The organism is bacterium (genome assembly GCA_035281585.1).
GTDB lineage: Bacteria > UBA10199 > UBA10199 > DSSB01 > DSSB01 > DATEDP01.
In genome coordinates this window covers 36,782-50,212 of the sequence record DATEDP010000038.1, presented here as the reverse complement: position 1 = coordinate 50,212, position 13,431 = coordinate 36,782, and the positions used below count along the sequence as shown (strand labels likewise).

Here is a 13,431-nt window from a genome sequence, read left to right as displayed (position 1 = left end):
ATGCCGCGGCTCGCTGGTCTGGATGAAGTCGTCGTAGCTGATCTCGAGCTTCTGCCAGATCTCGGTGAATTTTCCGCGCATCTCGTCGCAGTAGGCCTTGGGCTCCATGCCTTTCTCGCGGGCCGCCTTCAGCACGTTGGTTGAATGCTCGTCGTTGCCCATCTGGAAATGGACCTCGTGGCCCTCGAGCCGCATGAAGCGGGCCAGGGCGTCGGCGCCGATTTTTTCGTAGGCCGTGCCGAGGTGGGGGATGGAATTGACGTAGTCGATGGCGGTGGTCAGGTAGAAACGCTTCATAGACGGCTTTCCAAAGGCTCGCGAAAGTACATCAGCAGCCGCGGCAAGTGCAGCTTGGGGTTGGCATTTTGCCTCAATTGGCCGCGGAACTCTAGAATTCTCTCGGCGAAGCCGAGCAGGTCGAAGCGGCGCTCGGGATGGCGCTCGGCCAAGAGGCATTGGTGGGTTTCGCGGAGCAAGGATTCGAGGAAGGGCTCGAGCTTGTCGTCCTCGGTGAGGGATTGGCCCAGGCTATAGGCCTCGGCCAGCCCGAAGCCCTCGCTCTCGCCCCAAAGCTGCTCCAACGAAGGGATGTCGGCTTCGACTTGGCCGAGCTGCAGGGCGGTCTTGGCCGAGCCTTGAGCCCAGTCCAGCGCCTGAGCCGCGCCGGAGAACCCTTTGGCCTGGAGGACGGCCTCGAGCTCGGCATGAGTCAGCGGCGAGAAGCGAACTTTCTGGCAACGGGAGAGGATGGTCCGGGGGACCCAGCCGGCGGCGTGGCTGCCGAGGATGAAATAAGTCGCGGCCGGCGGCTCTTCGAGGGTTTTCAGCAAGGCGTTGGCCGCGGCGGCGTTCATGGCGTGGGCCTCGGCGATCAGGACCGCCCGGGCCGAGCTGACCAAGGGCGGCAGGGCGAAGCTGCGCTTCAACTCGCGGACCGCCTCGATCTTGATCCGGCCCGATTCGGGCTTGAGCTCGAAGAGGTCGGGATGCCGGTCCTTGGCCAAGAGCTCGCAGGAACGGCAGGCGCCGCAAGGCGCCGATTTTTCGGAGCAGAGCAGGGCGGCCGCCAAATGCCGAGCCACCAAGGCTTTGCCGATGCCTTCGGGGCCGAGAAACATCAAGGCATGGGGCAGGCGGCCGGTTCGGCGCCATTCCTCGAGCTGGCGGTGGATCTCGCGGTGGCCGATGAAGGGGAGGCTCATCGTCCGCTCCCGAGCCGGGCCTCGGTCGCCGCGAGGATTCGACGGTGGATCTCGTCGATTTCGGCGTCGGCATCGATCAAAACGAAGCGCCGCAGTTCTTCCTGGGCCAATTGGAGATAAGCCCGCCGGATTTTTTCATGGAAGGACTCGGCTTCGGCCTCGAAGCGGCCCTCGCTTTTTCCGGTCGCCTCGAGCCGGGCCTTGGCCCGCTTCAGTCCGAGGCTGACCGGCAAATCGAGCAGGAAGGTGAGGTCGGGCTTAAGGCCCTGGGTGGCCAGCTCGTTCAAGCTCCGAATCAGTTTCAGGTCCAGGCCCCGACCGAAGCCCTGATAGGCCACCGTCGCGTCGGTGAAGCGGTCGCAGAGCACGATCTTGCCCTGGCTCAAAGCCGGCCGGATGGTCTCGGCGACGTGCTGGGCCCGGTCGGCGGCGTAGAGCAGCAGCTCGGTCCAAGGCGCGAGATGGCCGTTCTTTTCATCGAGCAAAATGCGGCGGATCTCGCGGCCGGTCTCGGTGCCGCCGGGCTCGCGGGTGGCCAGCACCGGCAGGCCGCGGGCGGCCAAGGCCGCTTCCAGCTTGCGGATCTGGGTGGTTTTGCCGCTGCCCTCGCCGCCCTCGAAGGTGATGAATAAGGCCATGCCCTGGGCCTAAATCATTCCTAGGTCCTTGGGCAATCCCAATCCACCATGTCCGAAAGCAGGGTCAATAATAGGATGTGCTTTTGCGGGTCACTCAGCTTTTCCTGGAGCTGGCCGTAGGAGTAATCGCCGCTTCGCAGCATGTTGACCAAATCCAGGCCTCCGTGCTGGTCCTCGATGAACTTGACCTTCACGTCGCTCGAATCGTCGTTGAAGTAGAGGCGGTGGCATTGGCGCGGCGTTCCGCAGAGCGGCAAGACCTCCTTGGCGTGCTTATCGGGATCGTCCCAATAGGGCCCATGGAGGAAACAGATCATCCGGCCGTCGGGTGCTTGGACCGGCCCTTCCAAGGTCATGCTCTCCTTGAGCTCGACGTTGCGCTTGAGGCGGATCCGGGCCTCCTTTGGCGGCTCCTTATCCTTGATTTGGTCGTTGGTCCGCCGCAGGGCGCCTTCCTTGCCCAGCGAGTTCACGCTGTTGGTGCCCTTGGTGATGACCTGGATCAGATCGCCGTGGATTTGGCCGTTGACCAAGGATTGGAAGGTTTCGGCCCGGGTGTCGAAGGTCGGCTTGCCGCCGCGGTGTTTCCAGTAGACGCTGTTGGGATTGTGGAGGGCGATCTCGGTGTACCATTGGTCGATGCCCAGGGCGAAGCCGCGGGCCACCGAGCCGAGCGACTCGTGGTAATCCTCCCAGAGCTCCTTTTTGAGGTTGTCGGCGAGCTTGTCGTCGAAAGCGGCTTTGATCATCTCGACCGCCATGCCGGCGTGCTGAAGGGCGAAGTGGACGCCCGAGGAAAAGAGCGGGTCGACGAAGTAAGCCGCGTCGCCGATCCGGATCTCGCGTTTTCCCCAATCACACATCCGGCCGCTGATCCGGGAGTAGTTGGGAGCGGTCTGAAATTTATCGGAGACCAGCTCGGCCTCCTGCAGGAGCTCACCCAGGATCGGAACCTTCCGGGCCGTCTCCATGAAGATTTTCGAGTCGGTGTAACGCTTCTTGGGGTCCTTCAGGGCCGAAGGATCGGTGACCACCCCCAGCGAGTGAGTGAGGACCCGCTTTCCCTGGATCAGCTTGGGCACCGGGATATACCAAAACCAGCCGTCTTCGAAGGCCAGGCTGCCGACCGGCGAAAGCCTTTTCTCCCGGAAAATATTCCAGTCGTAATCCAGTTCGAGGGCCAGCTTGCCGTTGACGACGTGGTTCCAGATCGCGATGTTGCGGTAGTCGGAGAGGAAGGCCCGCTCGCCGGTGATGGTGGTGTTGCCGGCCCGGCCCGAGCTGTTCACGAAGAGCCGGCATTGAGCCTGGCCGTAGACGCCGAGGTCCAAGGTCGTGATGTCGCCTTCGCGTTTCGACGAGAGAGCCGGAATTCCCTCATAGACCTCGACGCCGCTGTCCCGGGCATGGTCCAAGAGGATGTGGTCGAACTCCGACCGGTTGCAATGGATCGCCCAGCGGAAGTAGCCGTCCCTTTCATGGAGGGCGTGCTCGAAGAAAGTCGACCATGGCCGCTTAGGATCCCAGGAGTAGAAGCCGCCGCTTTTCTTGACCCAGCATTCGCTGGCCAAGACCTTCGGCAAGGCCCCGCTTTCCTGAAGCGAGGGCACGATCGTGTGGACGAAAGTCTCCCCGATATGGTCCCGGGGAAAGAACTCGGCCTCGAAGATCGCCACCGAAAGCTTGGTTTCTCGGGCCAGGCGAGCTCCCAGGGTTGCACCGGCCGGGCCGCCACCGACGATGGCGACGTCGTATATTTTTCCTGCGTATTCAGACATGGATCCTCTCCTTTGCTAAGCGGATGAAAATATTCTCTCGAAACGGTTCTGCCACGCCCTCTCCTGGTGGAGCTTCACTTGTTCCGGAATGTGCAAGATCCCCTGAAAATCGTCGGGCCCGGTCGGCAGCCCGCTCGCTTGGCCGAACAGGCCCGAAGGAGCCGCTTGAAGGTTCAGGGGCAAGGCCCCGAGCTTGGCGCACCAGTTTTGGAGGACCGGCGCCGAAAGGGCGAAGTCGATGAATTTTTTGGCCGCCGCGAGCCGCTCTTCGGCGATGTTTTTCGGAATCCAGAGCGCGTCGAGGGTGTCGGCGATCCCCTCTTTGGGCGCCGCCCAATCCACATCGAGGCCGGCTTGCTGGAAGGCGAGGGCGTTGGGCAGGGCCCGGAAGAACAAGTCGAGCTCCCGGCGGCGGATTCGCTCTTCCATCCCGATGCTGTAATCGAGGCCGCCGACCTGGGGCCGAAGGGCCCCGACGAAATTCCAGCAGGGCTCCATGGCTTCGGGAATGTCGTCGAGCCGGCCGCCGCCCATGACCTGGGCGATCGGATGAAGGCCGTTGCCGCCGGGATAGAGCGCGAGCTTGCCGCGAAATCTCGGCTCCAGCATCACGGCCCAGGAGTCGGGCTTGCGGCCGGCGAAAGCCTCGCGGCGATAGCCCAGGACGTAATGAACGGCGTAAGGGCAGACGATCGGCCAACCCCGACCCGAGGCCAGAGGCTTGGCTCGGGGATGGAGCGAGGCAAGGCTGGGCAGCTCGCGCTCGGTCAAGGGAAGGCAGGCATCGGCCGCGGCCATCCGCAGGGCCGGAACGGCGTTGGACCAGACGACGTCGCAATCGAGCGGATCGGGCAAAGTCAGGCCGACGTGAAATCGGGGCTCGACCCGAATTCCGGTTTCGCGCGCGAACGGCTCGATCACGGCCTCGAGCAAGGCTCGGCCCCAGATGCCGCGCCAGGACAGCAGGCGCAGCGCGGGCCGCGTTGTTCCCCCATCATTTCGCAAGCAGCTCCTCCGGCAGCTTGAGCTCGTGGTCGCACCAAGTCAGCATCTTTCCGAGGCAGGAAGAGCCGTCGTGGTGCCACATCATCGAAGGAGTTCCCATCAGGCCCGGCGGCGTGACTCGGCTCACTCCCCAGCGGGCCAGCATTTCCCGGATATCCTCGAAGCGGCCATTTTCGGCGGCCACCGCGGCGCATTGCAAATATTTTCGGCCCAGCGGGCGGATCATCTGATCGAGGGCTTCCAAGCCTTGGACCGGCACGATGCGGAGAAAACGCTCGCCGGGCGAGGGCTCGAAGCGGTCGGTTTCCTCGATAACGACGGTGAAGCTGTAATCCTCGGGAGCTGCGACGACCTTGAATCGGCCGTCGTCCGAATCGCGCATCAAGCTGAGGTCGCGCAGCTTCAGCTTGTTCGAGGCCGCCGACAGATCGAGCTGGCGGGGCGGCAGGCGCCGGGCCCAGGACTTCATGGCTTCGGCGCAGGCCTCGGCGAATTCGAGCGGCGAGACCGCGCCATCGCGCTCCACCAGGCAGACTTGGGGGCAGAGGCAGGCGTGGCCGTCGTGAATGGTGAAGTCGTAGGCGACCTTGTCGGCAAGCTCGGGAAGCCTGCCGGGCTGCAGGGATTCCCGGCAGACATAGGAGAATCCGAGCTTGTGCCCGTGCCAGGTGGCCTCGAGGCCCGGCGGCTTGATCGAAAGCAGCCTCTGGGTCTGGGCGTCGCCACCGTAGGCGACCAGATAGTCGATCGAGCTCAAGAAAACGTTTTCAGCGTCGAAGTCGCCGCGTTCCCAGTAGATGACCGCCAGGCAGGAGGCGAGCTCGGGATCGAGCTCAGCCAAAGTCCGGGCATAGAGCGAGAGAAAGATCGGCTCGCCGGCCGAGACCCGGCCCAGGCAAGCCGCCTTGACCAAGAAGGCCCGCATCACTTCGAGGTGGGGCAGGGCCGGGATATTGGAGCTGAAGATGGCGCCGACCACCTCGGGTCCTACCGCCATGCTGTGTCCGCCCAGTCGCTCGTTGAATTTGAACTTGTCGAGGAATTCGAGGTCGCCGATTTCGTTTTGCAAGGCTGCGAGCAGGTGGGGGCCACGGGAGCTGATTTGCTCCAGATCCATCGAATGAGCCACCATTTCGGGCGAGAATTTGGTGATTTGGGAAATGAGCGGGATCGCGTCGTGCCGCGGGGCGTAGCCCTTGTCGAGCCAAGTCAGCGAGGCCCGGTCGAGGACTTCGGCGATTTCCCGCACCGAGCGCCGCAGCAGGACCTGGCGCCTTCTTTCCCGAAGATGCTCGGCGGCGGCTTGAATGGCCGGCGGAGACAGACGCTGGAAAGAGACGACCAGCGGAGTCTCGCCCTCGTACTCCTTGACGAAGCGAGCGGCTCCGCCCGGAATCGCATCCAGCACTTTTTGCAAGTCGGGTGAAATCCAATCGGCGCGCGGTAAATTTTCCATCGTTTCCTCTAAGCTTGACGACCGTTGAACTCTTCCAGGCTCAGCGAGCAGCCGCGGGGCTCGGCTCCCTTGGTCCGTCTCAAGACCTCATAGCCGTTCCCGTGGGCGACGGCGATGTCCTCGGACTGGATCGCGATCGGCCGCTCGACGTTGGCCAAGTCGAAGTGCCGCAGCAAGCCGGGCCGGCCGGCCTCGGCCTCCGCCAATTCGCCGTCGCGGCTCTTGGCCGGATCGACCAGCAGGCTGCGAACCCAGTGGGGCGGAGCCTTGGCTCGGCCGTTCGCCGAACTTTGGCTTTGGGCGCCGACTTGGTCGTAGATCTGGCTGGCCAGCTCGGTCATGCCGAGCAGGTTGATGACCCGGTCGCTGGGCAAGCCGAGCATCGACATCGCCCATTGGACGAAGGCCGAACGCTCGATCTCGCGGCTCCGCCCCTTGTAGCCGCCGGCATCCATCAGCCGGCTGCCGGCCGGCAGCCGGAATTTCAAGCCCTGCTCCTCCATCGCGTCGAACAGATGGACGAAGCCGAAGGAGGAGCCGAGCAGGGCGACCGGCGCTCCGGTCTCGACGCTGCGCTTCAGCTCATCGAACAAAGCCGGTAAATCCAGCCGCGACATGCCGAAGCAGAAGCGGCTCTCGGCGTCGCCGAACTTCCGCAGCATCCGGCTCATGCCGTGGACCATGATGAGCTCAGGCGCTTGCTCGGGGCTGGGGGTGAGGGCCAGGATGCGGATTTTCTGCCGTTCCGGGAAAAGCCGGGCCCGGGCGTTGGCCTCGACCGACGCGTTCATCAATTGAAGGCCGGTTTCCGAAAAATGAGCTTGGCTCTGCCGGCCGGCTTGGGTGGTTCCGCTGCTTTTGAAGGTCCGGGCCACTTCTTCGGCTTTTCCGGCGAAGAGAAAGAAATGCTTCAGGGCGTCGGCCGGGACCGCCGGAATTTCCCGCCAATGCCGGACGTTCGCGGGGCTCCGGTCCCGGCTTTGGCAAAGCCTTCGATAGGGCGCGATCAGGCGGTACTGGCAGTCAAAGACTTCCAAGGCCAGTTCGTTGAACCGGGATTCGCCGGCGGCTTCTTCGGGGTTGGCGATGAAGCCGGCGACTTTCTCGCTGAGCATCGACAGTTCCTGTTCCACGGGTCCTCCTAGACTCGTTTTTCCTCGATTCCCAGATAGGGCAGCAGGCCGCCTTTCTCGAGCACCGCCTTCCAGAAGGGGTCGAGCGGTTTGAGCGGGAATTTTTTTTCGCCCTGGGCGTCCTTGAGGGTCAGGGTTTCGCGATCCCAATCGAGGCGAAGCTCGGCCTCGGGCGGAAGCGGTGCCGGCAGCTCCGGACATTCGAAGGCCGGTAGGCCCAAATTGCGGACGTTGCGGCTGAAGATCCGAGCCATCGAACGGGCGACGATGGCTTTGATGCCGGCGAGCAAGAAAACTCGGGCGCCGGTCTCGCGGCTGGAGCCGCAGCCGAAATTATCGCCGGCCAGCAGGATTCGGCCCGACAGATCTTCACCGCCCAGCCCCTCATAGCTCGCCGCCGCCTGCATGAAGCCCGAGCGGACCCGGGAGTCGTCGAGCGAAAAAAAGCGGGAAGGGTGAAGCATGTCGGTGTTGACGTTGTCGCCCATCACCAGGGCTTTGCCTTCGAGGATCATCGGGCACCTCCGGCGGCCGAGCGGAGCGGCCAAGGCTCGGCGTGAAAGTGCGGCATCTCGGCTTCGTCGAAGACTTCGCGGGGATCGCCGAGCTCGCCGCTGAGCGCGGCGGCGGCCGCGGTGTAAGGCGAGGCCAGGTAAATCAAGCCGTCGGGCGATCCCATTCGACCCCGGAAATTCCGGTTGGAGGTCGAGACGCAGACCTCGCCGGCTCCGATGAGGCCCTTGTCGATTCCGCCGCAGGCTCCGCAAGAGGAGTTGGTGATCATCGCGCCGGCGTCGGTCAGGACTTGGAAAATCCCGTTGGCCAAGCTTTCGCGGAAGATTCGCTGGCTGGCCGGCGTCACCACCAGCCGCACCCCCGGCGCCACCCGCCGGCCCTTCAGGAGCCGGGCGGCGATGGCCAGATCCTCGAGCCGGCCGCCGGCGCAGGAGCCGATGAAGACTTGCCGGACCTTCACGCCCTTGGCTTCGGCCGCCGGCACGATCCGGCTCAAATTCCCGGGCAGAGCCACCAGCGGCGCCATCTCTTCGGTGTCGATCCGCAGGGTTCGCGAATAGCGGGCGCCGTCGTCCGGCTGAAACCAGCCCTCCTCGCCGGGTTCGATGCCGTCGCGGGAGCGAAGATAGCGGCGCAAGGTTTCATCGGGCACGAAGATGCCGGCGGTCGCGCCGCCTTCGACCGACATGTTGGAGATCGTGAGCCGGCTGTCCATGCTCAAATCGGCCCGGTCGTGGAGCTCCAGCACTTGGTCGACGCCGCCGCCCTCGCCGATGCGGCGGATGATCTCGAGCGCGATGTCCTTCCCGAAGAGCCAGGGTGATTGGCGGCCGGCGATCTCGATCTTGATCGACTCCGGCACTTGGAGGATGGCCTTGCCGGTCAAGAGCACCGCCATAATGTCGGTCGAGCCCAGGCCGGTGGCGAAACAGCCCAGGGCCCCGGCCATCACGGTGTGGGAGTCGGCTCCGCAGATCACCATTCCCGGCCGGCAGCGCTTGTCCTCGACCATCAACTGATGGCTGATCCCCTGGTAGAGGAGGTCCTGGGGCACCTTTTCTTCCTCGACGAAATTCAGATAGCGGGCCAGGATGTCGGCCCGTTCCGGCGTCGAAGGCGGCGCGAAGTGATCGGCGGCGAAAAAGCAGCGCTCCGGATCCCAGATGTGGCGGCCGCTCTTCTTGAAGCGGTCGGCGATCAGAGCGATGGTAGCGTCATGGCCCAGCACCAAGTCCACCGGCACTTGGAAGAACTCGCTGCCCGGCAGGATCGGTTCCAGCGCCCTTCGCCGCAAAATTTTTTCAACGAGGGTGCGGTTGTTCAAAGCCGATTCTCCTTCAGCGCATAGGCCGAGGCCTCGGAGATCTCGCGGTCGACGATCTCCCAAAACTTTTCCTCGGGAAAAGACAGGTATTCGGACCAGAAACGGGAAAGGCGATCGGCCATTTCGGCGTAGGGTTTCTTGTCGCGCGATTCCTTGGCCGATTTGACCCGCTCCAAAATCTTGAGAACGACCCCTTCTTCGGCCCGGATTCCGCGGCTCGAGAGCTTGGCCTCGACGAGGCCGCGGCCCGAATGCTTGCCGAGGATGAGCTGGTGGCGAAGGCCCAAGGTCTCGGGCCGGATCGATTCGTAGGTCGAGGGGTCCTTGAGCATCCCGTCGACGTGCACGCCCGATTCATGGCGGAAGGCGTTGAGGCCCGCGATCGGCTTGGTCGGCATCAGGAAGACGCCCGAGGCCTCGGCCACCATCTGGCAAAGGGCCAAGAGAACGGGCCGGCGGATGCCGAGGTCGGTTCTCTCGAGGTCGGCCAGCGCGCAGACGATCTCCTCCAAGGGCGCGTTGCCGGCCCGCTCGCCCAAGCCGTTGACGGTGGCGGTCACCACGTTGCAGCCGGCGTGGATCGCGGCCAAGGTGTTGGCCGTGCCCAGGCCGTAATCGTTGTGGCAATGCACTCCCAAGCTCATCTCGTTCTTCATGAGCGAGGTGAGGCGCCGAACGTTGGCCTCCATGGTGTTGGGCATCATGACGCCGACGGTGTCGCAGAGAATGACGCTTTGGGCGCCGAGCTCTCCGATCCGGTCGAAAAGCGGGGCCAAGTCCTCGGGGTCGGCTCGCACCGAGTCCTCGGCGACGAAATTGACCCGGAGGCCCCGGCCGGCGGCATGCTCGATGGCCCGCTCGATCCGGGGCCGGACTTCGCGGATGCCGATGCCGAATTTATGCTTCAGGTGCTGGGGACTGACCGGCATGAAGAGGAAGACCTCTTTCAAGCCGCAGTCCACGGCCAGGTCGATGTCCTCCTGGTTGGCCCGAACGGTGCCGGCGATGGTCGCGCGGTAACCCCGGTCGACGAGGGTCTCGAGGATTTTCCGCTCCTGGGCCGAGACGCTCGGCATCCCGGCGTCCAGCACGTCGATGCCGGCCTGGTCCAATAAGTCGGCGATGGCGACCTTCTCCTCCAGGGTGAAGAAGACCCCCGGAGCCTGTTCGCCATCGCGCAGCGTGCAGTCGACGAAACGAAGTTTTCGCCTTTTCATAGCCATTTCCCTCTATAAGTTCGATTCCAGAGCACCGACCAGGCGCGCGTTCTGCACCGCCGATCCGATCGTGATGCGGGCGGCATTTTCCGGCACCGGCCGGATCAAGATTCCCTTTTTCATCAAGGCTTGGGTGATCGCCGCGGCCGGCCGGTGAAAATCGACGAAAATGAAGTTGGTCTGGGTCGGAACGTAGTCCAATCCCAGCCGCTCGAACTCGCGGTAGAGAAAGACCTTGCCCTCCCGGACGATGCTTCGGCTTTTTTCGATGTGGTCGGTGTCCTGGAGGCTGGCCAAGGCGGCGGCATGGGCCAGCGCCGTGGTATTGAAAGGTTGGCGGACTTTTTCGAGCAGGTCGACGATCTTGGGATGGCAGACCCCGTAGCCGATCCGCAGGCCGGCCAAACCGCTCATCTTCGAGAAGGTTCGCACCATGATCACCGAAGGGTGGAGCTCGGGCTGCAAAGGAAAGTCTTGTCCGGGATCGGCGTACTCGATGTAGGCCTCGTCCAACACCACCAGGACGTTTTCGGGTAGCGATTCAATGAAACGGCCGATCTCGGCCGGCGGCAGGAGGGTGCCGGTAGGATTGTTGGGATTGGCGATCATCACCAGCTTGGTTTTTTCGGTAACCTTGGCGGCCATCGCCTCGAGGTCGTGGCGGTGCTCGCGCAGCGGGACCAAAACGTTCTCGGCGCCGCTGAGCTGGCCCAGGATGTGGAACCAAGGAAAGGCCGGAACGGCCGAAACGATCTGGTCGCCGGGATTGATGAAGGTCCGGACGATGATCTCGAGGATGTCGGTGGCGCCGTGACCCAGCACGACGCTGTTCACCGGGACGCCGTGCCGGTGGGCCAAGGCCAATTTTAGCGGCCCCTCGTCGTCGGGATAGCGATGAATGTCGAAAATCGCCGCATCCAGGGCTTTCATCGCCAAGGGCGAGGGCCCGGCGGCGTTTTCGTTGCAGGAAAGTTGAATGACCTCATCCAGCCCGAATTCCCGGCGGATCGCCGACAAGGGCATCCCCGGGCTGTAGGGCCGGACGGCCAAGACAAATGGATTCACCAACCGCGTCTGAGTGCAGAATGCCCTCATCGGAACCTCGCGACTGTTTCAAACCATCGATTTGTATTTGAGCGAGCTGGCTAAGTCAGGAGAGGGGTCCTGCGAGCCCAAAGGACACCTATCGTGCCCCTCCACCTACCCACAAACATCTTTTCCGAACCCCAGATGCGAATGGTACTTTTCAATTTGAAGTCATGTCAAGAAGGCAGGGAAAAAAAAGACCCCCCTAAGCTTGCGACCAGGGGGGCCTTCCGTGCAGTGAGTTGTGTGCATCCCTCTTGGAGAGGAATTTCTTAAATACCCTTATCAATAAACGTACGCGACATTCAGCCCGACGGTGTTCTGACTGGTCGACGGCAAAGCGCCTTGTAAGAAGCTCGGGTTCGAAGAGCTGTCATGCCGGAATTCGGCACGGAGGCGGACGCCGCGAGCCCAAGCCGAATCCATGTGGGCCATTGGCACCACTTGGACGGTGGACCGGCTCGACCACATCGTTTGAGACGTTCCGGTTCGAGCTCCATCGGGGTCGACGAAGACTTCAAAACCTTGAGCCAGGCTGAGCTGAGGAATGAGGCCGACCCGGGCGGTCAAGCCAAGGGCATGCCAGTTGCTCTCGGGACCGCCGGCGCCCGCGCCCTCGTGGCCCCAGTCATAAGTCAAGGAAGCGGTGAAGCGGTCGAAGCCGCCTTCGGTCGAAGCGGCGTCGTTGTATTTCACCGCGGCGATCAAATCGAGGATGCTGCGGAGCCGCCCGCCCTCTTCGCCGACCGTGCCGGCGCCCGACAGGGTCAGCCAGTCGGTCGGAGTGCCGGTCAAGGCGCCGAGCCAGCCGATGCCGGCCGAGCGGTCCAAGACGTTGTCCCAGCCGTTGATGATGCCGGTGGTGGCGGTTAGACGGTCCGGGATGATCGGATACTCGCCCAAAACTCCCAGATGGGTGAAGGGCTCGGCCAAGCCGAACTGCCAGGAATGGCTGATGTGGTTGTTGAGCGGGCCCTCAATGACTTCGGTGCCGATCAAAGTCGCGAACTTTCCGCCGCGGAGAGTCAGTCCGTTGCCGATCGGCAGCCGCAGCCGGGCGTAAATTTGCTGGAGATCGTACCAGTCGCCGCTGAAGGAGGATCGGGCCTTGGCGATGCCGGCGTTTTCGCCGACTCCGAAGTCGGCCCGGAAGCCGAAAGGATGATCGGCGTCGGTCGGCCGGTCCAGCGAGAGCTCCAAGTAGTTGAACATCGGACGGTCGGCCCGGGTGTCGAAGATGCGCATCGCATTGAGTCCGTCGGCCGGCGCGCCCAAGTTGGCGGTGTATGTCGTGTCGAGAATGATGCCGGGCGTGATGCCGCGGGCGAACTCGGCGAGCGAGGTTTCGCGCGGGAAGCGTCCGCCGGCCCAATCGACCAATCGGGCCAGATCGAGGCCGCCCATGAAGAAATAGCCCATCGGATTGAAGCCGCGGGCGGCTCCGCCGTCGGTTCCCGGCACTTCGAGGCCGAAGTTGGGCTGGACTCCGCCGTTGAAGACGAAGATGCCGTGGCCCAAGGTGAAACCGCCGCCCAGCGTCAGGGCCAGCATCGATTGGTTGTTCAGCTCGCGGGTGACCGAAGGAGCGACTCCGGCCTGCTCGGAATAGAGGATATTGGAGCCCAAGCCGGCGTAGAGGAAGAGGCTGAAGATTTCCGGCGCCAACCAGGCTTCATAGCCGCCCTCGATGCCGAAGTGGACCAGCGAAATTCCGTTGCCGGCTTCGTCGCTCAAGCCGCCCATCCGAAAGACGCCGTTCAGGAAGAAGGCGTGCTGCGGATGAACGTGAAAATTTTGACCGACCGTCGCTTGAAAGAGCCCACCGGAATAGGAGGGTCCGCCGTTGCCGAGATTGAGCGAGGTGTAACCTCCGCTCAGTTGGAGCTTGAAAGGCGTCACTAAAGGACCCGGTGCTTGGGGCGCCGCGGCTGGGGCCGGCGCCGGGTTTGGGTTTGCCGGCGGTGGCTCGGCCGGCGGTGGCGTTGCATAAAGCGGGTCGACTACGGTCGACTGTGAAACTGGCGGTGTCATGAGAAAAATACTCCGTCCGAAGATCTTGGATTGGCGTCTTCGGCC

At 63.4% G+C, this 13,431-nt stretch carries 12 protein-coding genes; all 12 read right to left on the bottom strand.

Features of this window, described 5'->3' with window-relative positions; translation table 11 throughout:
- A partial coding sequence (locus VJR29_02895) for a class I tRNA ligase family protein (GenBank protein HKY62342.1) occupies positions 1-297 on the bottom strand: 297 nt, incomplete at its 3' end.
- Positions 294-1,202: a DNA polymerase III subunit delta' gene (holB, locus tag VJR29_02890; protein HKY62341.1), complete on the bottom strand. Its 909-nt coding sequence runs from the start codon at positions 1,200-1,202 to the stop codon at positions 294-296. The genes holB and VJR29_02895, both read right to left, overlap by 4 nt.
- The gene (gene tmk, locus VJR29_02885; GenBank protein HKY62340.1) at positions 1,199-1,840 is read right to left on the bottom strand and encodes a dTMP kinase; all 642 of its coding nucleotides are present in this window, start codon (positions 1,838-1,840) and stop codon (positions 1,199-1,201) included. Before tmk ends, holB begins: the two co-directional genes overlap by 4 nt.
- Before the next feature lie 20 nt (positions 1,841-1,860).
- Entirely contained in the window at positions 1,861-3,618 is a 1,758-nt protein-coding gene (locus VJR29_02880) for a tryptophan 7-halogenase (GenBank protein HKY62339.1), read from the bottom strand.
- Positions 3,619-3,633: 15 nt separating this feature from the next.
- Positions 3,634-4,623 carry an extracellular solute-binding protein gene (locus VJR29_02875; GenBank protein HKY62338.1) on the bottom strand — a complete coding sequence of 330 codons (990 nt, stop codon included), beginning with the start codon at positions 4,621-4,623 and terminating at the stop codon, positions 3,634-3,636.
- Complete coding sequence (locus tag VJR29_02870) at positions 4,613-6,079, bottom strand: acyl-CoA reductase (GenBank protein HKY62337.1); 1,467 nt, start codon at positions 6,077-6,079, stop codon at positions 4,613-4,615. Before VJR29_02870 ends, VJR29_02875 begins: the two co-directional genes overlap by 11 nt.
- A gap of 8 nt (positions 6,080-6,087) precedes the next feature.
- Entirely contained in the window at positions 6,088-7,212 is a 1,125-nt protein-coding gene (locus VJR29_02865) for a long-chain fatty acid--CoA ligase (GenBank protein ID HKY62336.1), read from the bottom strand.
- A gap of 8 nt (positions 7,213-7,220) precedes the next feature.
- Positions 7,221-7,727 carry a hypothetical protein gene (locus VJR29_02860; protein HKY62335.1) on the bottom strand — a complete coding sequence of 169 codons (507 nt, stop codon included), beginning with the start codon at positions 7,725-7,727 and terminating at the stop codon, positions 7,221-7,223.
- Positions 7,724-9,052 (bottom strand): aconitase/3-isopropylmalate dehydratase large subunit family protein, encoded by a 1,329-nt coding sequence (locus VJR29_02855; GenBank protein HKY62334.1) that lies wholly within the window; start codon positions 9,050-9,052, stop codon positions 7,724-7,726. The genes VJR29_02860 and VJR29_02855 overlap by 4 nt, the downstream gene beginning before the upstream one ends.
- The gene (gene aksA, locus VJR29_02850) at positions 9,049-10,269 is read right to left on the bottom strand and encodes a homoaconitate hydratase (GenBank protein ID HKY62333.1); all 1,221 of its coding nucleotides are present in this window, start codon (positions 10,267-10,269) and stop codon (positions 9,049-9,051) included. The genes VJR29_02855 and aksA overlap by 4 nt, the downstream gene beginning before the upstream one ends.
- A gap of 12 nt (positions 10,270-10,281) precedes the next feature.
- Positions 10,282-11,334: a histidinol-phosphate transaminase gene (gene hisC, locus VJR29_02845; protein HKY62332.1), complete on the bottom strand. Its 1,053-nt coding sequence runs from the start codon at positions 11,332-11,334 to the stop codon at positions 10,282-10,284.
- A gap of 306 nt (positions 11,335-11,640) precedes the next feature.
- Positions 11,641-13,386 (bottom strand): outer membrane beta-barrel protein, encoded by a 1,746-nt coding sequence (locus VJR29_02840; protein ID HKY62331.1) that lies wholly within the window; start codon positions 13,384-13,386, stop codon positions 11,641-11,643.
- Between the last annotated feature and the right edge of the window lie 45 nt (positions 13,387-13,431).